This window comes from Sphingomonas sp. MMS24-J45 (assembly GCF_044881195.1).
In the GTDB taxonomy this organism is placed as follows: domain Bacteria; phylum Pseudomonadota; class Alphaproteobacteria; order Sphingomonadales; family Sphingomonadaceae; genus Sphingomonas.
Genome location: NZ_CP173255.1, coordinates 843,588 through 862,367, shown reverse-complemented (window position 1 = coordinate 862,367; position 18,780 = coordinate 843,588). Strand labels below are relative to the sequence as shown.

Below are 18,780 nucleotides of genomic sequence, written 5' to 3'. Positions count from 1 at the left end.
CACTCCACGCGCCGCCACGAGTGCGTCGATCTTCAAGGGGTTACCGCCATGCGTACCGTCATCCTGTCGTTGCTGCTCGCCTCCACCGTAGCGCCCGCAGCGGCGCAGACCCTGCCTGCGGTGGAGGAGAAATCGATCGACCAATTGCAGGCGATGATGACGGGCGGCACCTCGTCCGAGGCGATCACCCAGGCGTATCTCGCACGGATCGCCAGTATGGACCGCACCGGGCCGACGCTGCGATCGGTGATCGCGGTCAACCCCGATGCGGTGGCTCAGGCACGCGCGGCCGATGCGCGGCGCAAGAGCGGCAAGCCGCTCGGCCCGCTCGACGGCGTGCCGGTGCTGATCAAGGATAATATCGAGACCAAGGATCCGATTGCGACCACGGCGGGGAGTCTGGCGCTGAAAGACAATGTCACGCTGCGCGATGCGCCGCTGGTCGCCAATCTGCGCGCCCAAGGTGCGGTGATCCTGGGCAAGACCAACCTCAGCGAATGGGCCAATATCCGGTCGAACAATTCGATCAGCGGGTGGAGCGCGGTCGGCGGGCTGGTGCGCAATCCCTATGCGCTCGACCGCACGAGTTGCGGCTCGTCGAGCGGATCGGGCGCGGCGGTGGCGGCGAGCTTTGCCGCGGTCGCGGTGGGGACGGAGACTGACGGATCGGTCGTCTGCCCCTCCTCGATGAACGGGCTGGTCGGGCTGAAGCCGACGCTCGGCTGGGTCAGCCGCACCCATGTCGTGCCGATCAGCCATAGCCAGGACACGCCCGGACCGATGGCGCGCAGCGTTCACGATGCTGCGATCCTGTTCGCCGGGATGGTTGGTGTCGATTCGGCCGACGCGGCGACCGCCCGTCAGCCGCGCACGGTGCCGACGAGCTTCGTCGAGGGCCTGAAGACTGCATCGCTGAAGGGCGTGCGCGTCGCGGTGCTGCACCCGGACATGCCGGACATCCTGAAGGCACAGTATGAAGCGGCACTCGGCGTGCTGAAGGCGCAGGGCGCGGTGCTGGTCGATGTCGAACAGCCCAAGCTCACCGGGCTGGGCGAGGCCGAGGGACAGGTGCTGCATGTCGAACTCAAAGCCGACCTGAACGCCTATCTGGCCACGACGCCCAAGGCCGTGAGGGTGCGCACGCTGGCGCAGGCGATTGCCTTCAACGAGGCCAATCGCGCGACGGAAATGCCCTTCTTTGGCCAGGAAACCTTCATCGAGGCGGAAAAGACCGGCGGCCTTGCCAACCCCGAATATCTCGGTGCCCGCGCGAAATCGCTGCGGCTTGCGGGCAAGGAGGGGATCGACGCGATGCTGGCCAAAGCCAATGCGACAATCCTGGTCGAGCCTACGTACGGCATGCCGTGGCTGTCCGACACGGTCTATGGCGACCAGTTCAGCGGTCCCTCGGCGAGCGAGCTGCCCGCGGTGTCCGGCTATCCGCATCTGACCGTGCCGATGGGGCTGGTGCGCGGCGTGCCAGTGGGGCTGTCGTTTATCGCCACCGCCTGGGCGGATCAGGCGGTGCTGAATGCGGGCTATGTGTATGAGCAGGCGGCAAAGGCGCGCGTGGTGCCGACCTATGCCGCGACAAATGACGCCGGGCCGGGGTTGGCGGGCGCGCGGTGATAGTCGTCACCCCGGCCTTGTGCCGGGGCCACCTTGCCGTCTGCGTAATCCTCGATTTTCAAGCGGAAGCGCTCGTCGCCCGCTGGACCCCGACACAAGGTCGGGGTGACGGCGCGGCGCTTACCCCTCCAGCAATTCCTGCCGCACGTGGATCGCCGAGAGCGAAATCCGCACCTCGACCAGGAAGCTGATCAGCGAGGCGATCAGCAGCCCCATCGCCAGGATGAACGACAGCGCCACGACGGTGCCGATATGGAGCTTCACCAACTCCGCGATGAACAGCAGCGCGACGACGAGGCACGTCATCACCGCGCTCGATGTGGCGAGCACCAGCGAGCGGTTGATGACCGACATGCGCCGGTCGAGCAGGCGCAGCTCCCAGACGTGGCGATCATGCTCGGGGCCGCTCGACAGCGGGTGCAAATCCTCCAGCGCGCGCGCACGATCCACGACGCGCGCGAGCCGCCCGACCAGCACGTTGAGCAACGCCCCGATCCCCGCCAGCATGAACACCGGCGAGAGCGATAGCTGAATCGTCTGCGCGATCGTGGTGACGGCGGGAAAGGAATACATCGGCCTCTTTTGCGGCGGGGCGCGGTGCGGCGCAAGCGGGCGTCTCCATAGAATGGTAACCAAGCCGCTCTAAAACCGGCTCAAGATGACTAAGCCAATGTTCCTCGCCGATTTTACGCGCTTGCCGTCGCTGACGCGCGCGGTCGTGCTCGATGGGTTGGCGGGGGCGATCGATACCGTGGCGGAGGGGGCCGCGCCGAGTCACGCATTCCTGCGCTATGGCTGGTTTGCGGCAGCGCTGGCGGCTTATGGCGGGTCGGCGCGCACGATCGTGGTCGAGGATGACGAAGCGCCCGTCATCGCGTTGCCGTTCGTGCGGGTCGGCCCGATCGCGGCCGGGGTGGCGACGGTGCCGGGCAGTTACTGGCCCTTCCGCAGCTTTCCGATGCACGCAGATGCGGGGCCGCGCGCGATCGACGCGTTGCTGGGTGCGCTCGCCGGGTCGGTGACGGCGCTTCGGATCGGGCCGGTGTGCGATGGCGATCCGGCGGTGGCCCCGCTGCTGGCGCGCGCGCGGGCGAAGGGCTGGGCGGTGCTCGATCGCTTCGTCGCCGACAGTTACGTGTTCGATCTGCAGCAAGCCGAATGGCCGCGCGGGTCGAGCCTGCGCAAAAATCGCTTTCACGAAAAGCATCTGGCCGATCACGGCGCGCTGGACTGGAGCTTTCCCGAAGCCACCGCGTGGCCGACGACGTTCGATGCGATGGCGGCGGTCGAACAGAAAAGCTGGATCGCGGCGCGCACCGACGGCAGCGACGCGAAGTTCACCGAGGCCGGGCACGGCGCCTTCTGGCGCGAGGTGGCGCGCGACCCCGTCCTGGCGCGGATGCTGTCGGCGGCGGTGCTAACGGTGGACGGGCAACCGGCGGCCTTCTCCTTCGACATGGACTGCGGCACGACCAAATACGCCATCGCCAACAGCTACGACCCCGTCTTCGCCAAACATTCGCCGGGCAAATTGCTCTATTATCGCAACCTCGTCCGCGCGCGCGCGGCTGGGATCGCGACGGTCGATTGGGGCGCGGGCGACAGCGGCTATAAACAGACGATCGGCGCGGTGCAGGGGCCGGCGCTGCGCGACTGGCTGCTGGTGCGGCCGGGCCTGTCGGCGCTGGTCGGGCGGATGCTCAAGGGCTGGTGGAGCGCGAGCGGCAACCCGGCGTGAGGCCGAAAGCCCGCGCGCCGCGTTGAAGCGGCATGGACGAGATCGAACGCCTGCGCATCGCCATGGAAGCCGCCGCCGAAGCCCTCGATTTCGAGGAAGCGCGGCGCTTGCGCGACCAACTCTCGCTGCTGCGCGGCGGCGCGAGCCCGGCCGAGGCGAAAGCCGCCGACACCAGCGACCTCATCCGCCAGCAGCCGGGCGCGATGGGGCTCGGTAGCAGCCAGCAACGTATGACTCCGCCGCCGGGCTGGCAAAAGCCGAAGAAGCCCGATCCGATGACACGCGGGACCCGGCGGGGTCAGACGCGCACATAGCGGAAGTACCAGACCTCGCGGCCCTGGCGTCGGGCTTTGCGTTCGTAGCGTGTCTCCGGCCAGTCGTCGGGGCGGGTTAGGAAGCCGGCGGGCACTTTCGCGGTCCATTCGAAATCGCGGCGCTGGTTCATGATCATCATCGACCAGCGGCAATAGGTCGGATCGTCGGTGCCGAGCCGGAATTCGGCACCCGGCTTCAGCTTGACGGCGATCAGGTCGAGCGGGCCGTGGTTGATCATGCGGCGCTTGGCGTGGCGCGCCTTCCGCCACGGATCGGGGTGGAGCAGATACACGCGCGACAACGACGCATCGGGCAGGCGTTCGAGCACGTCGAGCGCATCGCCCATGTGCAGCCGGACATTGTCGAGCGCCTCGTCGCGGACATGCGTGAGCGCGCCGACGACCCCGTTGAGGAACGGCTCGCACCCGATGAACCCGGTCTCGCGCCGCGCGGCGGCCTGGCCCGCAAGATGCTCGCCCGCGCCGAACCCGATTTCGACTTCGAGCGGGCGGTCTTCGCCGAACAACGTCGTGGCGTCGATCGGCCCGGTGGTGGGCACGCTGATTTCGGGCAGCAGGCGCTCTACGAGATCGGCCTGGCCGAGGCGCAATTTGTGCCCCTGGCGACGGCCATAGAGGCGGCGGGTGGTCATCGGATCGGTCATCCGCGCTGCCCTAGCGGCTTGTACGCGCGGGTCAAAGCGCCGCGCCGATTTCGCGCCGTTCGACGAGAGCCGGAGCAAATGATACGATTGCGCAACGACAAATGGGAGGAGGATTGCGATGCTGACGACACTGGTGGCGACGATGCTGGCGGCTCGGGCGCTTCCAATGGAGTGCAGCGCGCTGCGCCAGCCGCTGACCGCCACGATCCGGGCGGCGGAGGCCAAGCGGATCGCGCGCGACGCGAAGCAGACGATCAAGCCGGCGGGCGTGACGCTGATCCTCTCGGAGGGGGCATGGCGGCTCGTCTGGGCCACGCCAACCGAGGCGGAGCGGGGGGTCTATTTTTACCGGCGCGGTGCGAAGGGTGCCTATCGCCTGATCGATACATGGGGCGGAGTGATCGCGGCGGACGAGCGCGCGGATACGGTCAAATGGGCACGCGACCGCGCCGGGCATCCCTCGCAGCGTCTGGCCGGGTGCTTCGCCGACGCGCTGATCGCGGAGTATTGAGGGCGGGGCGACGCGCCTTCGGCAGCCGCGCTCCGGCATCTGACCACCACGGATCGAAGAACAGCGCCCGTCGTTACACCCCTTCAACGAACGCAGGGCTTGGCGATGGCGGACACGGAACGGGATGGCGGTGAGACGGGGTCGGTCGAGGATCTGAAGGCGGCCAATGCCATCGAACTGCATCGCGCCGTGCGCGAGGAGGGGGAGGCGGAGCTCGAACGGCCGGCGGGATCGCTGTTCTGGTCAGGGCTGGCGGGCGGCCTTGCAATCAACGCGTCGCTGGTTGCCGAAGGCGCGATCGCGGCGCACAGCGCGCCCGGCCCGGCGCGCCCGCTGATCCTGGCGATGGGCTATCCGATCGGGTTCGTGATCGTGATTCTGGGGCGAATGCAATTGTTTACCGAAAGCACGGTGACGGCGATGCTGCCGCTGGTGAACCGGCCGACGTGGGATGCAGCGGGGCGGACGGCGCGGCTTTGGGGCATCGTGCTGATCGCGAACCTGATCGGCACCGCGCTCGCCGCCGGGGCGTTCGCTGGTCTGGCGCTCGGCGATGACACGCTTCGCGCCGGGATGCTGGAGGTGGCGGGGAAGATCACCGATCACGATGCGATCGGCACGTTCGTCAATGCGGTGCCGGCCGGGTTCCTGATCGCGATCGTCGCGTGGACGCTGCCCAATGCGCGTGAACAGGCGTTCTTCGTGGTGTTCGGGATCGTCTATGTCGTCGCGATCGGCGGGTTCAGCCACTCTGTCGTCGGATCGAGCGAGGCGTTTCTGCTGCTGTTTTCCGGTAAGATCGCGGCTGGACAGGCGTTTGCCTTCATCGTGCCCGCGGTGCTCGGCAATCTGTTCGGCGGTGCCGGGCTGTTCGCCCTCCTCGCGCACGCGCAGGTGCGGGAGGAGGGCGCTTAGTCCAGCTTAGGCCACCGCCGCCTTCAGCGCGTCGACCAGGTCGGTCTTTTCCCAGGTGAAGCCGTCGGCATCGGGCTCGCGGCCGAAATGGCCGTAGGCTGCCGTGCGCTTGTAGATCGGCTGGTTAAGCTTCAGGTGCTCGCGGATGCCCTTGGGGGTCAGGCGGACCAGCTTGGGCAGCACTTCCTCGATCTTGGCTTCGGGAACGGTGCCGGTGCCGTGCAGATCGACATAGAGCGACAGCGGCTCGGCAATGCCGATCGCATAGCTGAGCTGGATCGTGCAGCGGCGTGCAAGGCCCGCCGCGACGACGTTCTTCGCCATGTAGCGGCTGACATAAGCGGCCGAGCGATCGACCTTGGTCGGATCCTTGCCGCTGAACGCGCCGCCGCCGTGCGGGGCTGCACCGCCGTACGTGTCGACGATGATCTTGCGGCCGGTCACGCCCGCATCGCCGTCCGGGCCGCCGATTTCAAAGGCACCGGTCGGGTTGATGTAGATCGCGGTGTCGTCGCTGATGAAGCCCTCAGGGAGTACGTCATGCAGCACGCCGCTAACGTACTTGTGCAGTTCGTCGTAGAGCGCCGGGTTGGCATTGTCGCCCTGCAGGCAATAGCCCGCGGCGTGCTGAGTTGAGACGACGAGCGCGGTCGCGCGGACCGGCTTTTCGTCCTTATATTCCAGCGTGACCTGGCTCTTCGCGTCGGGCTCGAGGAACGGGGCCGCGCCGGAATGGCGATCGGCGGCCATCCGCTCGAGGATCTTGTGGCTGTAATAGAGCGTCGCGGGCATCAGGCCCGGCGTCTCGTCGGTCGCATAGCCGAACATGATGCCCTGGTCGCCAGCGCCTTCATCCTTGTTCGCGCCTTCGTCCACGCCCATCGCGATTTCCGCCGACTGGCCGTGCAGATTGTTGTGGAACGCGAAGGTTTCCCAGTGGAAGCCCGACTGTTCATAGCCGATCTCGCGCACGGTGTTGCGGACCGCCGCCTCGATCTCGGCGAGCGCGCCGTCTGCCCACTGGCCATTCTCATACACGCCCTTGCAGCGGATTTCGCCGGCCAGCACGACGAGGTTGGTGGTCGTCAGCGTCTCGCACGCGATGCGCGCATAGGGGTCCTTGCTCAGGAACAGATCGACGACGGTGTCGCTGATCTGGTCGGCGACCTTGTCGGGATGGCCTTCCGAAACCGATTCGGAGGTGAACAGAAAACTGGAACGCATGTGTTGATCCTCAAATAGTTGAGGAGAGCTTCGGCCGTTGCCATGCCTGATATAAAGCTTTCCTTATATGTGCCCCTATCGTGCGAACCGGCGGAACGCAATCGCGGACAACGCCAGTATCAGGGCGACAAGAAAAGCCATCAGGTTGCCGACGCGCGCGAACAGCGTGGGCGCGGCGGCGGGCGGGATCGGGAGTTCGATCGCTCCGGCTTTCTCGGCTGGGATCGATGCGAGCACGCGCCCTTGCGCATCGATGATTGCGGAAATGCCGGTCGGTGTGGCGCGGATCACAGGCAAGCCTTCCTCGATTGCGCGCATCCGTGCTTGCGCGAGATGTTCGGCGAGGCCCCACGGGCCGTACCAACTGTCGTTCGACGGGTGGAAGATGAAGGCGGGGCGATGCGCCTTGTCGACAACCGCGCCGGAGAAGATGATCTCGTAGCAAATCTGGAACCCCACCGCACCGAACGGCGGGAGCGATAGCGTTTCCGGCCCCTTGCCGGGCGCGAAGTCGAACTCGCCGGGGACGAGGCGCGACAGGCCGATCGCCGACATCAGCGGCCGCGCAGGCAGATATTCACCCCACGGCACCAGATGCGCCTTGTCGTAGCGTGCGCGGATGGTGCCCTTTGCATCGAACACGAAGATCGAGTTGGTCGCGGCGGTGACATTGCCTGCGGGATCGAATTTTAGGGCGTTGCCGCCGGTCATCACGATGTCGTTGGGGCCGAGCAACGCGGCGATCCGCGCGCGGGTAACGGCGGGGGCGCCTTTCCAATAATAGGCCGCGGGGTAGCCATCCTCCGGGAGGAAGCGGAGAGCGCCCTCGGGCCAGACGATCAGGCGCGGGCCGGGGCCGGGGGTGCCGCTGAGTTTCGCGAGGGCTGTGAGGTTGGCCTCGGGATAATCGTCACGCGGGCGTTGTTCCTGGTCGAGATTGGGTTGCACGACGCGGATGCGGGGGGCGTTGGCGATATCCACCGCTGTTGCCGATGCGGAGGGATCGAGCGAGCCGATGACAAGAGCTATGAGCAGGCCTGCGACGAGGGCAGGCAATCGCCAGTCTCGCTGAAGCGCTAGCAAGCCCCCCCGGCGCTCAGGATGGCGATACCGGAAAGTGCGTATGTGCCAATCCATTGAGCCCCGCGAGCCACACCGATCAGCGGCAGCCACATCTCCGACAGCGGGTTCCACGGATAGCCCGTCAGCATCGTGCCGCGCATATATTCGGTGGCGATCCAGGCTGCTGCAAAGATCAGCACGAACGCCGCATCGGGCTGCGCGCGCCGGAAGCGCCACGCGACCGCACCCGCCGCCATCGGAAAGATCGCAAGGTACACCGACAACAACACCGGCGCGACGATCCCCAGCGCCTGCGGCATCGCGTCCTGAAAGGTGAAGGCCTTGGCGATCCAGTAATTGCCGACCGTGAAGTGCCCGAGCCCGAACAGCCACCCGCGCCACAGCACCGCCTTGAGGCTTGGTGCCGCATGGACAATCCCCATCCACGCTGCGAAACAGGCAAGCGTAACCGGCCACCACCCGAGCGGGGCAAACCCCGTCGCGGCGATGCCGCCGAGCAAAAGTGAGAGGATGACAGGGGGCTTGAACATGGTGAAGGCTATCGCGTGGAATGCGCCTGGGGGCAATTCCTTCCCGCCATCCTTGCGGATTGATAGGGACGCACGATGACCCGCCCCTTCCACCTCGCTTTCCCCGTTCACGATCTCGCCGCCGCGCGCGCCTTTTACGGCGGGATGCTCGGCTGTCCGGAGGGACGCAGCGCCGACGCGTGGATCGATTTCGACCTGTTCGGGCATCAGATCGTCGCGCATCTCGATCCCGCCGCGAAACCCGTCGCGGTCACCAATCCGGTCGATGGGGATGCCGTGCCGGTGCCGCACTTTGGCGTCGTGCTGACGATGGACGACTGGCGGGCGCTGAGCGACCGGCTGAAGGCCGCGGGCACGCGCTTTGTCATCGAGCCCCATGTTCGCTTCGTCGATCAGCCCGGCGAGCAGGCAACGATGTTCTTTTGCGACCCTTCCGGCAACGCGCTCGAGTTCAAGGCGTTTGCCGATGATGCGATGTTGTTCGCGAAATGAGGATCGATTGATGAGCGAACCGATTACGCTGGAAATTCCCCACAAACTTGGCCTTGCTGCGTGCAAGGCGCGCGTGGCGGGCGGGATCGACAAGCTTGCGGGCATGTTCCCCGGCGGGGCCGCGGTCGATCACCGCTGGGAGGGTGACACGATGCACTTCACCGTCGCGGCAATGGGCCAGCGCGTGGCGAGCCGGTTGACGGTCGGAGCGGACAAGGTGCGGGCAGAGATCGATCTGCCGCCGTTCCTGGCGCTGTTCGCCGACAAGATCCGTGCGAAACTGGCGAAGGAAGCGCCGAAGATGCTGGAGTAAAGCCATCTGTTCGCCCTGAGCTTGTCGAAGGGCGGGTTGCCACAGGGGACCCTGTGCTTGTGGCACGCTGTGCTTCGACACGCTCGGCACGAACGGACTTGGGATAGCGTAGCTCTTACTTCGCGCTCACTCGCCAGATCGTATTGCCGACATCGTCCGCGACCAGCAGCGCGCCGGTCGCATCGGTGATGACGCCAACGGGGCGACCCTGCGCCTCGCCCTTGGCGTTGAGGAAACCGGTCAGGACGTCCACCGGCTTGGTGCCCTTAACTGGGAAGCCACGGTCGCCGAAGGGCACGTAGACGACTTTATAGCCCGACACCGGCACGCGATTCCACGATCCATGCTCACCGACGAACGCGCCATTTGCGAACTTCGGCCCCAGCTTCGCGTCATTGGCAAAGGCTAACCCAAGTGCCGCGACATGCGGGCCCATCGCGAAGTCTGGACGCTTCGAATATTCCTGCAGTGCGGGGTTTTCCGGCTCGACGCGGAAATCCTGATGCCCGCCCCAATAAAACCACGGCCAGCCGAAATTGTCGCCGATCCCGACGCGGGTGATGTAATCGGGCACGATGTCCGACCCGAGCATGTCACGCTCGTTCACCGCCACCCACAACGCGCCCGATTTCGGCTCGAACGCCATGCCCTGCGGGTTGCGCAGGCCCGCGCCATAGACGCGGAAGGTCTTGGCTTGCGGATCGACTTGCAGGATCGCGGCGCGATATTTCTCTGCCTTCATGCCCTTTTCGGCGATGTTGGTGGCCGATCCGACCCCGACATAGAGATATTTGCCATCAGGATCGGCGAGCAGCGTGCGCGCCCAGTGATTGCCGCCGCCGCTTAGCGCGACGACCTTTTCGGGCTTCGCGTCGATCTTGGTCTGGCCCGGCGTGAAGGGCACGCGGACCAGCGCATCGGTGTTGGCGATGTAGAGGTAGCCGCCCATCAGCGCCATGCCGGTCGGCGAATTGAGCCCGCTCATCAGCACCGTGCGCGTCTCGGCCACGCCGTCGCCATTGGTGTCGCGCAGGAGGGTGACCCGGTTGGGCGAGGGAACGGCCGCGCCGCCCTTCTTCATCAGATAGCCCATCACTATGCCTTCGATGCCAGCATTGTCGCGCGGCGGCGAATTGGTCTCGGCCACCAGAATATCGCCATTGGGCAAGCGGTAGAGCCAGCGCGGATGCTCCAACCCGCTGGCGAACGCGGCGACTTGTAGCCCGGCGGCGGCGACCGGCATCGCGCCATTCTTCCAGCCGACCGCATCGGCGACGGCGACCGTTGGGATCGTCTGCGCGCGCGGCGGCGAAATCTTGGGCCGCTCGCCCTGCACCGCGGTGATCGGTAAGCGCGCGGGGTCGGGCTGCAACGCCCACCACAAGGCTCCGCCGCCCAGGACGATCGCAATCGCCAGGATGATGAGGATATGTTTGCGCATCGCGGTCAGTCGCCTTCGGGCTCGGGCTTTGGGGGGTGCAGCCGCAAGCTCAGCACGCGGCGCGTATTGGCGGCGACGACTTCGAGCGTCCAGCCGCTGTGATGCACGATGCATTCGCCGACTTGCGGGACGTGCCCCGCCAGCACGGCGGCGAGGCCACCGATCGTGTCGATATCGCCATCGACCTCGGCGAGCCGCGGATCGATGATCTCGCCGACATCCTCGAGCTCGGCGCGCGCATCCGCTGCCCAGGCGCCGCCGTCGAGCGGGTTGAGCAGCGCGGTGGTCGCGGCGTCATGCTCGTCCTCGATATCGCCGACGATCTCCTCGATTAGATCCTCAATCGTGACGAGACCCTCGGTCCCGAAATATTCGTCGAGCACGATCGCGAGGTGGACACGCTTGGTGCGCATGTCGGCGAGCAGATCGAGCGCGCCGCGCGACATCGGCACGTAGAGCGGCTCGCGGATCAGGCTCGACCAATCTTCGGGGTAGGGCGCGTCGGTCGCGATGATCTTGAACACGTCGCGCAAGTGAATCATGCCGATGATCGTATCGAGCTCGCCACGATAGACCGGCAGGCGGCTGTGCGTCGCGCTCGCGAAGATCTTCACCAGATCGGCAAAGCTGGTGCGTTCCTCGACCGCGACGATATCGGCGCGGGGCACGCCGACATCGCCCGCATCGCGCTCCCCGAAATGCAGCAGATTGCGCACCATCGTGCGCTCCAACGGGGAAAGGTCGCCCTTATTGTCGGGGGCGGGATCGTCCTCATGCGCGTCGATCGCTTCTTCAAGCGTGGCGCGGAGCGAATCGTCCTGCGCACCGCCCGAAATCCAGCTGCGGAAACTGCGCCAGATGCTGGTTTCACTGTGCTGGGCACCGCCAAGATGGCTGGCGGTGCCGCTGGTACTGTGTCCTTCGGACATGGCGGGCGATCAATCCTCTTCGAGCAAATACGGGTCGGAGAGGCCAAGCGCGGCAAGGGTATCGATTTCGATCGCCTCCATCGCCTCGGCTTCCGTCCCGACCATATGATCATACCCTAGCAAATGCAGCGTGCCATGCACGATCAAATGCGTGGCGTGATCGGCAACGCTGATGTTCTTCTCCGCCGCCTCGCGCGCGCAGGTCTCGTACGCGAGCACGATGTCGCCGAGCAGCACCTCGCCATCGTCGGAATTCTGCCCGACCGTATCGAGAAGATCGGCCTGGATCATGGGGAAGGACAGGACGTTGGTCGGCTTGTCCTTCTGCCGATACTGCGCGTTGAGCGTCTGCACCTCGGCATCGTCGGCCAGGCGGATCGAGATTTCGACGGTGGCGGGGCCCGTGGCGAGTTCGGCGTGCGGGGTGCGCGCGATCGCCGCCATCGCCGCGCGCGTGGCGAGCGTGTCCCAGTCGTGGGCGGGCCAGATCTCTTCGTGGCTGAGTTCGACGAGGATCATGCTAGGTCCGTTTCCGCAAAGTCATTGCCCTTGTACAGCAATCGCGCGCCGTTCGTCTTGGCGCAGGCATAGGAAAAGCAATCGCCCATGTTGAGCCTGGCCGGATGCCCAGTGCCTTTGCCATAACGATGATAGGCTTCGATCGCTGCACGGCTCTCGGTCGGGCCGATCGGGACGAGCCGGACGGCGAAGTCACTTATAAACGAGTCCACTTCTGTGACGATATCGATGACCGGAACCGTCCGCTTGGCGGCGATCGCGCGGGTCGTCTCCCACAGCGAGATGGCCGAGCACAGGACTTCGTCCGCCTCGCCAAAGCGCTGCTCGATGGCAACGGCGTCCGCTTCGTTTGTCATGATCGCGACCATCGCGGATGCGTCAAGGAACGCGATCAATCCTCGTCCTCGTCGTTTAGCGAATTGTAGAACGCCTTGTCGGCTTCGAGCCCGGTCGGCTCGCCCAGCGGATGCGCGGCCCGCCACGCGGCGAAGCGATCGTGAACGCTCTGGGTCCGCTCCGCCTCAAGAGCCCGTTTACGATGCAGCAGCGCGTCATGCACCGCCGCTGTCTTACTGCTTCCGAGCAAAGCGGCAACTTCGCGCGCGAGATCGGCCGTATCGTGATTCTTGATGTAAAGCGACGCCATTGGAGCCTCCGGGATATCCTAAAATTTACCGAAGGATATCCCTGCCGTCAATCGGACTTCCCCTCATATGCCTCGACGATCCGCCCGACGATCGGATGGCGCACCACGTCGGCCGAGCCGAAGCGGCAGATCGACAGGCCTTCGACGCCCTCCAGCCGACCGACCGCGTCGTTCAGGCCGCTCGCGCTCATGCCGCCGGGAAGGTCGGTCTGCTTTGGATCGCCGCACACCACCATGCGGCTGTTCTCGCCGAAGCGGGTGAGGAACATCTTCATCTGCGCCGGCGTGGTGTTCTGCGCCTCGTCCAGGATGATGAAGGCGTCGGACAGCGTGCGTCCGCGCATGAAGGCGATCGGCGCGATTTCGATTTCGCCGCTGGCGATGCGGCGCTCGACTTGCTCGGCTGGCAGGCAGTCGTTGAGCGCGTCGTACAGCGGGCGGAGATAGGGATCGACCTTCTCCTTCATGTCGCCGGGCAGGAACCCCAGCTTCTCGCCCGCCTCCACCGCCGGACGCGACAGGATCAGGCGCTGCACGCTGCCGGTGATGAGTTGCGCGACGGCTTGCGCGACGGCGATGTAGGTCTTGCCCGTGCCCGCCGGCCCGAGCGCGAAGATGATGTCGTTGTTAAGCAATTGCCGCATGTAATGCGCTTGCGCCATCGTGCGCGGGACGATGGTCTTCTTGCGCGTGCGGATCATGATCTGCGGCGCGCCGCCGCCGGTATCGGCCTGGATGATGCCGGCGAGCGTGGGTTCGGCCGACATGGCGATCACCGCCTCGATCAGTCCGGTATCGACCACTTCGCCGCGGCTGATGCGGTTGTACAGGCCGTGCAGCACGTCACGCGCCTGCGCGACCGATTCGGCGGTGCCCTCCAGCCCGACCTTATTGCCGCGCGCGGTGATGTAGACGCCGAGGCGGCTTTCCAGCGCGAGCAGATTCTTGTCGAACTCACCGAACAGCTGCGCCATCAATTGCGGGCGGTCGAACACCAACTCGGTCCGGCTGCGGTCGCCGGATTGCGCAGGGGTGGGCTTGCGACTCATACGGTTCCTTTGCTCGATCGGGTACGCGGAAAGTTGCGAAAGTGCCACTCGGAAGGGTATTGCGGGCGGGCACCGGGGCGGGTGCGGGCGGGCGAACCAGGCAGGGAGACAAAGCGCATCCGGGACCGAGTCTGACAGAGCGCGGGCTTGTAGGACAGGGGAAAGTGCGGTGCGGATGCGATCGGGCGATGCGCGCGCGCGTTCAGCGGCCCAGTCCGATCCGTTCGAGCACGATCCGCGCGCCGGACCACAGGATCATCACCACGCCCACCGCAATATAAACCCACAAACCAATGGGATTGCGCTTCCATTGCGGCGGCACGAGATCGGTCGGGGCGGGTTTGTGCATGATCCTATTGTGGGGATTGTGGGGGGCGATGTCGAGAGCTTTGGCCTCCCAGGGCGGGGAGGATCAGGCTTCCGCTTGCGCCAGCACACCCGCCATCGAATTCGCGCCGGCCTCGGCCAATTTGACCTCAACCAGATCGCCGATCGCGGCGTCGCTGATCAGATGGACCGATTGCAGCCAGGGTGACTTGCCGATCAATTGACCGGGCAACTTGCCCTTCCGTTCGAGCAAGACCTGGCACGTGCGGCCCACCGTTGCCGCGTTGAACGCTGTCTGATCGCGGTTGAGCGCCGCTTGCAGGCGCTGCAGGCGGTCGTCCATCACGTCTTCGGCCACTTGATCGCCCATCGTCGCGGCTGGGGTGCCGGGGCGGGGCGAATATTTGAAGCTGTACGCCTGTGCGTAACCAACCGCATCGACCAGGCTGAGCGTTTCCGCGAAATCGGCCTCGGTTTCGCCCGGAAAGCCGACGATGAAATCGCCCGACAGCGCGATGTCGGGGCGGACGGCGCGGATGCGCTCCAGCAGGCGGAGGTAGGAGTCGCGGCTGTGGCTGCGGTTCATTGCCTTCAGAATGCGGTCGCTGCCTGCCTGTACCGGCAGGTGGAGGAACGGCATCAATTTCTCGATCCGGCCGTGCGCGTCGATCAGGCCTTGCGTCATGTCGTTGGGGTGGCTGGTGGTGTAGCGGATGCGCGCCAGCCCCTCGATCTTGTCGAGTTCGGCGATCAGGTCGTGCAGTCCTTTGCCCGACTCCTCCCACGCATTCACATTCTGACCGAGCAAGGTGATCTCGCGCGCGCCCGCATCGACCAGCGCCTTCGCTTCGTCGACGATCTGGCTCCAGCCGCGTGAGACTTCGGCGCCGCGTGTGTAGGGGACGACGCAATAGGTGCAGAACTTGTCGCATCCCTCCTGCACCGTCAGGAAAGCGCTCGGCGGTACGCGGCGGCGTGCGGGGAGGTGGCCGAACTTCATGTCGATCGGCATGTCGGTATCGAGCGCCGCCTCGCCGCTTGCCGCGCGCGCGACCAGTTGCGGCAGGTTGTGATAGGCCTGCGGGCCGACCACGACATCGACCTTGGCACGGCGCACGATCTCCGCGCCTTCGGCCTGCGCGACGCAGCCGGCGACAGCGATCATCGGCGCGCGGCCCTGCTTGGCGGCGTCTTTGCGCAGGCGACCGATGTCGGAATAGACCTTCTCGGTGGCCTTTTCGCGGATGTGGCAGGTGTTGAGCACCACCAGATCGGCCTCGCCGGGCTCCGCCTGGGTCAGCCCCTGCGCGGCCATCAGCTCGGCCATGCGATCCCCGTCATAGACGTTCATCTGGCAGCCGAACGACTTGACGGCATAGGTTTTGGGCGCGGGTTTCATGATGTGGGCGCTATAGCGGGTGTTGCGGCGGAAAGAACCCTGTCGCGTGAACCCGCACCCGCCGTTCGTTCAAGGCTGCGGATGGCCCGTAAAAGGGACCAGCGGCCGCCCGATCGCGGCAACCAAAGCCTCCTCGATCCGGCGGCGACTTTCCGCGGCGATGGCCTTGCGGCCCGGGAAATCGCGCGGGTGGAAAGGCTCCAGGAAGGTGACGGTCACGCGGAAAGTGCCGGGGCGGGCCAGGATGCGAACCGCATTGTCCTTGCCGGATTCGACCCCCATCCATGCGATTTCCTCGCTGACCGCGCCATAATCGAGCAGCACCGGCTGGACCAGCACGCCCGGCGGTGGCGGTTCGAGCACCTTGAGCATCGGCGTCTTGAACGGGAAGAGCGAGCGGCCGTCGGTGGTGGTGCCCTCCGGGAAAACGGTGACCGACCACGTCTCGGCCAATGCGTCGCGCAGGCGGTTGATTTGCTCGGCGACGCCCAGCCGATCCTCCCGCTCGACGAAAACCGTGCGGTTCAGCGTGGCGAGCCAGCCAACCACCGGTGCATCGCGGATTTCGGCCTTGGCCACGAACGCGGTGCCGCTTGCGCCGGCGATCGCCAGAATATCGACCCAGCTTACATGATTGGAGATGTAGAACACGTCGCGCCGCAGCGCCGTCCCCTTCACCTTCACCCGCGCGCCACAGATCCGCGCGGCCGTGCCGAGATAGTAACGCGGCCAGGGGGAGGAGATGTGCAGGATACGCCACAGGTAATGCGGTGGGACCAGCAGGATCAGCAGCAGGGCCAGCAGCAGAATGCGCGTCCACAACCGGGCGAAAGCAATCCAGCTGAGCTTAGGCGGCGTGCCCGCCGCGGCGGCCGCGCGTTCTTGCGGGCTGATCGTCACGGTTCAGCCTTTGCGGTCGAGCGCGACGCCGTACAGCTCCATTCGGTGATCGACCAGGCGGAAGCCGAGGCGTTCGGCAATTGCCTTTTGCAATTGTTCGAGTTCGGGATCGACGAACTCGATCACCTTGCCCGTCTCCACGTCGATTAAATGATCGTGATGCGCCTCGGGCGCAGGTTCGTAGCGTGCACGGCCATCGCCAAAATCATGACGGTCGAGGATCCCGGCCTCTTCGAACAGGCGGACAGTGCGATAGACGGTGGCGATCGAAATGCCGGGGTCGATCGCGGAAGCGCGTTCATAGACCTTCTCGACGTCGGGATGATCCTCGGCATCGGAGAGGACGCGCGCGATCACCTTGCGCTGATCGGTGATGCGCAGGCCTTTTTCCGCACACAGAGCTTCGAGATCGATCTTTCGCGCCATGAGCCGGGTGTAGGCGCTTTGGGCTTGTTGCGAAAGAGGAGAGTGATTCGCAATAACGCGCTGGCAGCCCCCTCCCCGATCGGGGAGAGGACTGTCGTGCTGGGCTTTAGCGGCCGGTCTTGCGGCGCTTCGTGCCGAGGCCGATTTTCTTGGCCAGCGTACGACGCTGTTCGGCGTAATTCGGGGCGACCATCGGGTAATCGGCGGGGAGGTTCCACTTCGCGCGATATTGCTCGGGGGTCATCTGATAATGCGTCATGAGATGACGCTTCAACATCTTCAATTTCTTGCCGTCTTCCAGGCAAACGATGAAGTCGGGCTTGATCGAGGAACGCACCGAAACTGCGGGTTCCTGCTTGGCAACTTCGACCGGTGCCGGACCACCAAGGCCGCTCAGGGCACCATGAACGTGCGCGATCAAGACCGGAAGATCCGACACCGCAACGCTGTTGTTGCTGACATGGGCGGCGACGATATCTGCGGTCAGCGCGATCAGCGTCTCCTGAAGCTCGTTCATGGTTTCCATAAAAATCCTTTCACTCCAATTCGGACGGCAATTACACACCGCCAGCGCGGTGCCTATCATCTTTTAGAGTGATTTAAGCAATACGTATTATAACAGATGACAAGAGTTTCACGAAAGCGCGCGGCGATAGGTCAAAGCATCGAATGCCTGCCCATCAACACCGCGATAGTAATGGCGACGTTGCCCGACTTTGGCGAAACCTGAAGCGCGGTAGAGTTTGATCGCATCATTGCCGTCGCGCACCTCCAGATGCAGCGTGCGGGCGCCCTGCATTCCGGCATCGCTGATCACGGAACGCAGCAAAGCCGCGCCAACACCGCGACGGCGGAACACCTGCCCGGTCGCAAGCAGTAACAATTCGGCTTCGTCGAGTACGCGGCGCGACAAAGCAAAGCCGGCTGGCGTCCCGTCCACTTCAGCAATAGTTAGCCAGACACCGGGCATCGCCATCAACCCAAGTACTTGATTATGCGTCCAAGCCTCACCGAAGCGCGGCTCGAACGCATCGCGCATCAGGCGATCGACTATCGCCAGATCGGCGACGGCGCCGCTGCGCAAATCGATCCGCACCATCGTGCTCATGCCGCTGCCATCGGTTTGGCATCAGGCGCTCGGCCGTAGAGCGGCTTGGGCTCCAAAACGGTGAAGGCGCTGGGGAGAAATACGGCGTCGGCGGCTTCGGGAAGGCGATCCTGCACCTCCAGCGAAGCGTCGAGACCGGTCAGGTGACGGACCCCGTTGCCCACCGCGATGCGCCCGCCGAGTGCCGCAAGTGCGGCGTCGGGCCGGAGCGAGACGAGGTCCTGGGTCGCACTAAGCGGCATCGCGAAGCTCTGCATAAACACCTCGCCATGCCCCCCTTCCAGTACGACCGCAAGCTCGTCCGCCGTCGCGCCATCGGCAAAGGCCCGCGCGGCGAGCGCGGCGAGCGACGAATAGCCCGCCAAAGTCGCGCCCCAGCCGAGCGCCAGCCCGCGCGCGGCGGCCACGCCGACACGGATGCCGGTAAAGCTGCCCGGCCCGCAATCGACCAGGATGTGCCCAGCCCGGCCGCCATCGGGCAGGCGCGCGATCATCGGGATCAAATGCTCGGCATGGCCGCGCCCGACCGTCTCATGCGCGCGGGCAATCACCACGCCATTCTCGATCAGCGCGACCGAACAGGCGGCCGTCGCGGTTTCGATGACCAAAGTGCGCACGGGAA

At 65.4% G+C, this 18,780-nt stretch carries 23 protein-coding genes and 1 pseudogene; 7 read left to right on the top strand and 17 right to left on the bottom strand.

Annotated elements, in window-relative coordinates; genetic code table 11:
- Window positions 1–48: 48 nt before the first annotated feature.
- Window positions 49–1,629, top strand: coding sequence for an amidase (locus AB5I39_RS04370; protein WP_404371640.1), 1,581 nt, complete (start codon window positions 49–51; stop codon window positions 1,627–1,629).
- Window positions 1,630–1,749: 120 nt separating this feature from the next.
- Here AB5I39_RS04370 and AB5I39_RS04365 read toward each other — a convergent pair whose 3' ends face one another.
- Window positions 1,750–2,202: a DUF2721 domain-containing protein gene (locus AB5I39_RS04365; protein WP_404371637.1), complete on the bottom strand. Its 453-nt coding sequence runs from the start codon at window positions 2,200–2,202 to the stop codon at window positions 1,750–1,752.
- An 85-nt stretch (window positions 2,203–2,287) separates the two neighbouring features.
- On the opposite strand from AB5I39_RS04365, the gene AB5I39_RS04360 reads away from it, so the two are divergent.
- Both AB5I39_RS04360 and AB5I39_RS04355 read left to right on the top strand, forming a co-directional pair.
- A complete protein-coding gene (locus AB5I39_RS04360; protein ID WP_404371634.1) occupies window positions 2,288–3,367 on the top strand; it encodes a GNAT family N-acetyltransferase in 1,080 nt (359 codons plus the stop codon).
- Between the two features lie 32 nt (window positions 3,368–3,399).
- Entirely contained in the window at window positions 3,400–3,681 is a 282-nt protein-coding gene (locus AB5I39_RS04355; RefSeq protein WP_404371631.1) for a UvrB/UvrC motif-containing protein, read from the top strand.
- On the opposite strand, the gene AB5I39_RS04350 is transcribed toward AB5I39_RS04355, so the two are convergent.
- Window positions 3,666–4,346 (bottom strand): tRNA (guanine(46)-N(7))-methyltransferase TrmB, encoded by a 681-nt coding sequence (locus AB5I39_RS04350; RefSeq protein WP_404371628.1) that lies wholly within the window; start codon window positions 4,344–4,346, stop codon window positions 3,666–3,668. The two genes, AB5I39_RS04355 and AB5I39_RS04350, sit on opposite strands and share 16 nt — an antisense overlap.
- Before the next feature lie 118 nt (window positions 4,347–4,464).
- Between AB5I39_RS04350 and AB5I39_RS04345 the strand changes: the two genes are divergently transcribed.
- Window positions 4,465–4,857 (top strand): hypothetical protein, encoded by a 393-nt coding sequence (locus AB5I39_RS04345; protein WP_404371626.1) that lies wholly within the window; start codon window positions 4,465–4,467, stop codon window positions 4,855–4,857.
- Between the two features lie 105 nt (window positions 4,858–4,962).
- Complete coding sequence (locus AB5I39_RS04340) at window positions 4,963–5,772, top strand: formate/nitrite transporter family protein (RefSeq protein ID WP_404371623.1); 810 nt, start codon at window positions 4,963–4,965, stop codon at window positions 5,770–5,772.
- 6 nt (window positions 5,773–5,778) lie between these two features.
- On the opposite strand, the gene metK is transcribed toward AB5I39_RS04340, so the two are convergent.
- Window positions 5,779–6,996, bottom strand: a complete 1,218-nt coding sequence (gene metK, locus AB5I39_RS04335; RefSeq protein ID WP_404371620.1) for a methionine adenosyltransferase — start codon at window positions 6,994–6,996, stop codon at window positions 5,779–5,781.
- 75 nt (window positions 6,997–7,071) lie between these two features.
- Window positions 7,072–8,609, bottom strand: a pseudogene (gene lnt, locus AB5I39_RS04330) (apolipoprotein N-acyltransferase).
- 75 nt (window positions 8,610–8,684) lie between these two features.
- On the opposite strand from lnt, the gene AB5I39_RS04325 reads away from it, so the two are divergent.
- Together AB5I39_RS04325 and AB5I39_RS04320 are read left to right on the top strand one after the other, a co-directional pair.
- Window positions 8,685–9,101 carry a VOC family protein gene (locus tag AB5I39_RS04325; RefSeq protein ID WP_404371617.1) on the top strand — a complete coding sequence of 139 codons (417 nt, stop codon included), beginning with the start codon at window positions 8,685–8,687 and terminating at the stop codon, window positions 9,099–9,101.
- Window positions 9,102–9,111: 10 nt separating this feature from the next.
- Window positions 9,112–9,414 (top strand): polyhydroxyalkanoic acid system family protein, encoded by a 303-nt coding sequence (locus tag AB5I39_RS04320; protein ID WP_404371615.1) that lies wholly within the window; start codon window positions 9,112–9,114, stop codon window positions 9,412–9,414.
- Window positions 9,415–9,529: 115 nt separating this feature from the next.
- Here AB5I39_RS04320 and AB5I39_RS04315 read toward each other — a convergent pair whose 3' ends face one another.
- The 13 genes from AB5I39_RS04315 to tsaB all read right to left on the bottom strand — a co-directional run bounded on the left by AB5I39_RS04315 (window position 9,530) and on the right by tsaB (window position 18,775).
- Window positions 9,530–10,855, bottom strand: a complete 1,326-nt coding sequence (locus tag AB5I39_RS04315; protein ID WP_404371612.1) for a PQQ-dependent sugar dehydrogenase — start codon at window positions 10,853–10,855, stop codon at window positions 9,530–9,532.
- Window positions 10,856–10,860: 5 nt separating this feature from the next.
- On the bottom strand, window positions 10,861–11,784 hold the full coding sequence (locus AB5I39_RS04310; RefSeq protein WP_404371610.1) for a hemolysin family protein: 924 nt from the start codon (window positions 11,782–11,784) through the stop codon (window positions 10,861–10,863).
- 9 nt (window positions 11,785–11,793) lie between these two features.
- A complete protein-coding gene (gene ybeY, locus AB5I39_RS04305) occupies window positions 11,794–12,303 on the bottom strand; it encodes an rRNA maturation RNase YbeY (protein WP_404371608.1) in 510 nt (169 codons plus the stop codon).
- Window positions 12,300–12,698, bottom strand: coding sequence for a type II toxin-antitoxin system VapC family toxin (locus tag AB5I39_RS04300; protein ID WP_404371606.1), 399 nt, complete (start codon window positions 12,696–12,698; stop codon window positions 12,300–12,302). Before AB5I39_RS04300 ends, ybeY begins: the two co-directional genes overlap by 4 nt.
- Window positions 12,695–12,949 carry a type II toxin-antitoxin system VapB family antitoxin gene (locus tag AB5I39_RS04295; RefSeq protein ID WP_404371604.1) on the bottom strand — a complete coding sequence of 85 codons (255 nt, stop codon included), beginning with the start codon at window positions 12,947–12,949 and terminating at the stop codon, window positions 12,695–12,697. The genes AB5I39_RS04300 and AB5I39_RS04295 overlap by 4 nt, the downstream gene beginning before the upstream one ends.
- 47 nt (window positions 12,950–12,996) lie before the next feature.
- On the bottom strand, window positions 12,997–13,998 hold the full coding sequence (locus AB5I39_RS04290; protein ID WP_404371601.1) for a PhoH family protein: 1,002 nt from the start codon (window positions 13,996–13,998) through the stop codon (window positions 12,997–12,999).
- A 202-nt stretch (window positions 13,999–14,200) separates the two neighbouring features.
- Complete coding sequence (locus AB5I39_RS04285) at window positions 14,201–14,347, bottom strand: hypothetical protein (RefSeq protein WP_404371598.1); 147 nt, start codon at window positions 14,345–14,347, stop codon at window positions 14,201–14,203.
- 63 nt (window positions 14,348–14,410) lie between these two features.
- Window positions 14,411–15,724, bottom strand: coding sequence for a tRNA (N6-isopentenyl adenosine(37)-C2)-methylthiotransferase MiaB (gene miaB / locus AB5I39_RS04280; protein WP_404371595.1), 1,314 nt, complete (start codon window positions 15,722–15,724; stop codon window positions 14,411–14,413).
- A 69-nt stretch (window positions 15,725–15,793) separates the two neighbouring features.
- On the bottom strand, window positions 15,794–16,624 hold the full coding sequence (locus AB5I39_RS04275) for a lysophospholipid acyltransferase family protein (protein WP_404371592.1): 831 nt from the start codon (window positions 16,622–16,624) through the stop codon (window positions 15,794–15,796).
- Window positions 16,625–16,627: 3 nt separating this feature from the next.
- Entirely contained in the window at window positions 16,628–17,050 is a 423-nt protein-coding gene (locus AB5I39_RS04270; RefSeq protein ID WP_404371589.1) for a Fur family transcriptional regulator, read from the bottom strand.
- A gap of 106 nt (window positions 17,051–17,156) precedes the next feature.
- A complete protein-coding gene (locus AB5I39_RS04265; RefSeq protein ID WP_404371586.1) occupies window positions 17,157–17,576 on the bottom strand; it encodes a MucR family transcriptional regulator in 420 nt (139 codons plus the stop codon).
- A 108-nt stretch (window positions 17,577–17,684) separates the two neighbouring features.
- Window positions 17,685–18,158, bottom strand: a complete 474-nt coding sequence (locus AB5I39_RS04260) for a GNAT family N-acetyltransferase (protein ID WP_404371583.1) — start codon at window positions 18,156–18,158, stop codon at window positions 17,685–17,687.
- A complete protein-coding gene (tsaB, locus tag AB5I39_RS04255; RefSeq protein ID WP_404371580.1) occupies window positions 18,155–18,775 on the bottom strand; it encodes a tRNA (adenosine(37)-N6)-threonylcarbamoyltransferase complex dimerization subunit type 1 TsaB in 621 nt (206 codons plus the stop codon). The genes AB5I39_RS04260 and tsaB overlap by 4 nt, the downstream gene beginning before the upstream one ends.
- Window positions 18,776–18,780 lie beyond the last annotated feature (5 nt).

Coding starts and splice junctions, on each gene's coding strand:
- AB5I39_RS04370 (WP_404371640.1), top strand. CDS start 49: ATGCGTACCGTCATCCTGTCGTTGCTGCTCGCCTCCACCGTAGCGCCC.
- AB5I39_RS04365 (WP_404371637.1), bottom strand. CDS start 2,202: ATGTATTCCTTTCCCGCCGTCACCACGATCGCGCAGACGATTCAGCTA.
- AB5I39_RS04360 (WP_404371634.1), top strand. CDS start 2,288: ATGACTAAGCCAATGTTCCTCGCCGATTTTACGCGCTTGCCGTCGCTG.
- AB5I39_RS04355 (WP_404371631.1), top strand. CDS start 3,400: ATGGACGAGATCGAACGCCTGCGCATCGCCATGGAAGCCGCCGCCGAA.
- AB5I39_RS04350 (WP_404371628.1), bottom strand. CDS start 4,346: ATGACCGATCCGATGACCACCCGCCGCCTCTATGGCCGTCGCCAGGGG.
- AB5I39_RS04345 (WP_404371626.1), top strand. CDS start 4,465: ATGCTGACGACACTGGTGGCGACGATGCTGGCGGCTCGGGCGCTTCCA.
- AB5I39_RS04340 (WP_404371623.1), top strand. CDS start 4,963: ATGGCGGACACGGAACGGGATGGCGGTGAGACGGGGTCGGTCGAGGAT.
- metK (WP_404371620.1), bottom strand. CDS start 6,996: ATGCGTTCCAGTTTTCTGTTCACCTCCGAATCGGTTTCGGAAGGCCAT.
- AB5I39_RS04325 (WP_404371617.1), top strand. CDS start 8,685: ATGACCCGCCCCTTCCACCTCGCTTTCCCCGTTCACGATCTCGCCGCC.
- AB5I39_RS04320 (WP_404371615.1), top strand. CDS start 9,112: ATGAGCGAACCGATTACGCTGGAAATTCCCCACAAACTTGGCCTTGCT.
- AB5I39_RS04315 (WP_404371612.1), bottom strand. CDS start 10,855: ATGCGCAAACATATCCTCATCATCCTGGCGATTGCGATCGTCCTGGGC.
- AB5I39_RS04310 (WP_404371610.1), bottom strand. CDS start 11,784: ATGTCCGAAGGACACAGTACCAGCGGCACCGCCAGCCATCTTGGCGGT.
- ybeY (WP_404371608.1), bottom strand. CDS start 12,303: ATGATCCTCGTCGAACTCAGCCACGAAGAGATCTGGCCCGCCCACGAC.
- AB5I39_RS04295 (WP_404371604.1), bottom strand. CDS start 12,949: ATGGCGTCGCTTTACATCAAGAATCACGATACGGCCGATCTCGCGCGC.
- AB5I39_RS04290 (WP_404371601.1), bottom strand. CDS start 13,998: ATGAGTCGCAAGCCCACCCCTGCGCAATCCGGCGACCGCAGCCGGACC.
- AB5I39_RS04285 (WP_404371598.1), bottom strand. CDS start 14,347: ATGCACAAACCCGCCCCGACCGATCTCGTGCCGCCGCAATGGAAGCGC.
- miaB (WP_404371595.1), bottom strand. CDS start 15,724: ATGAAACCCGCGCCCAAAACCTATGCCGTCAAGTCGTTCGGCTGCCAG.
- AB5I39_RS04270 (WP_404371589.1), bottom strand. CDS start 17,050: ATGGCGCGAAAGATCGATCTCGAAGCTCTGTGTGCGGAAAAAGGCCTG.
- AB5I39_RS04265 (WP_404371586.1), bottom strand. CDS start 17,576: ATGGAAACCATGAACGAGCTTCAGGAGACGCTGATCGCGCTGACCGCA.
- AB5I39_RS04260 (WP_404371583.1), bottom strand. CDS start 18,158: ATGAGCACGATGGTGCGGATCGATTTGCGCAGCGGCGCCGTCGCCGAT.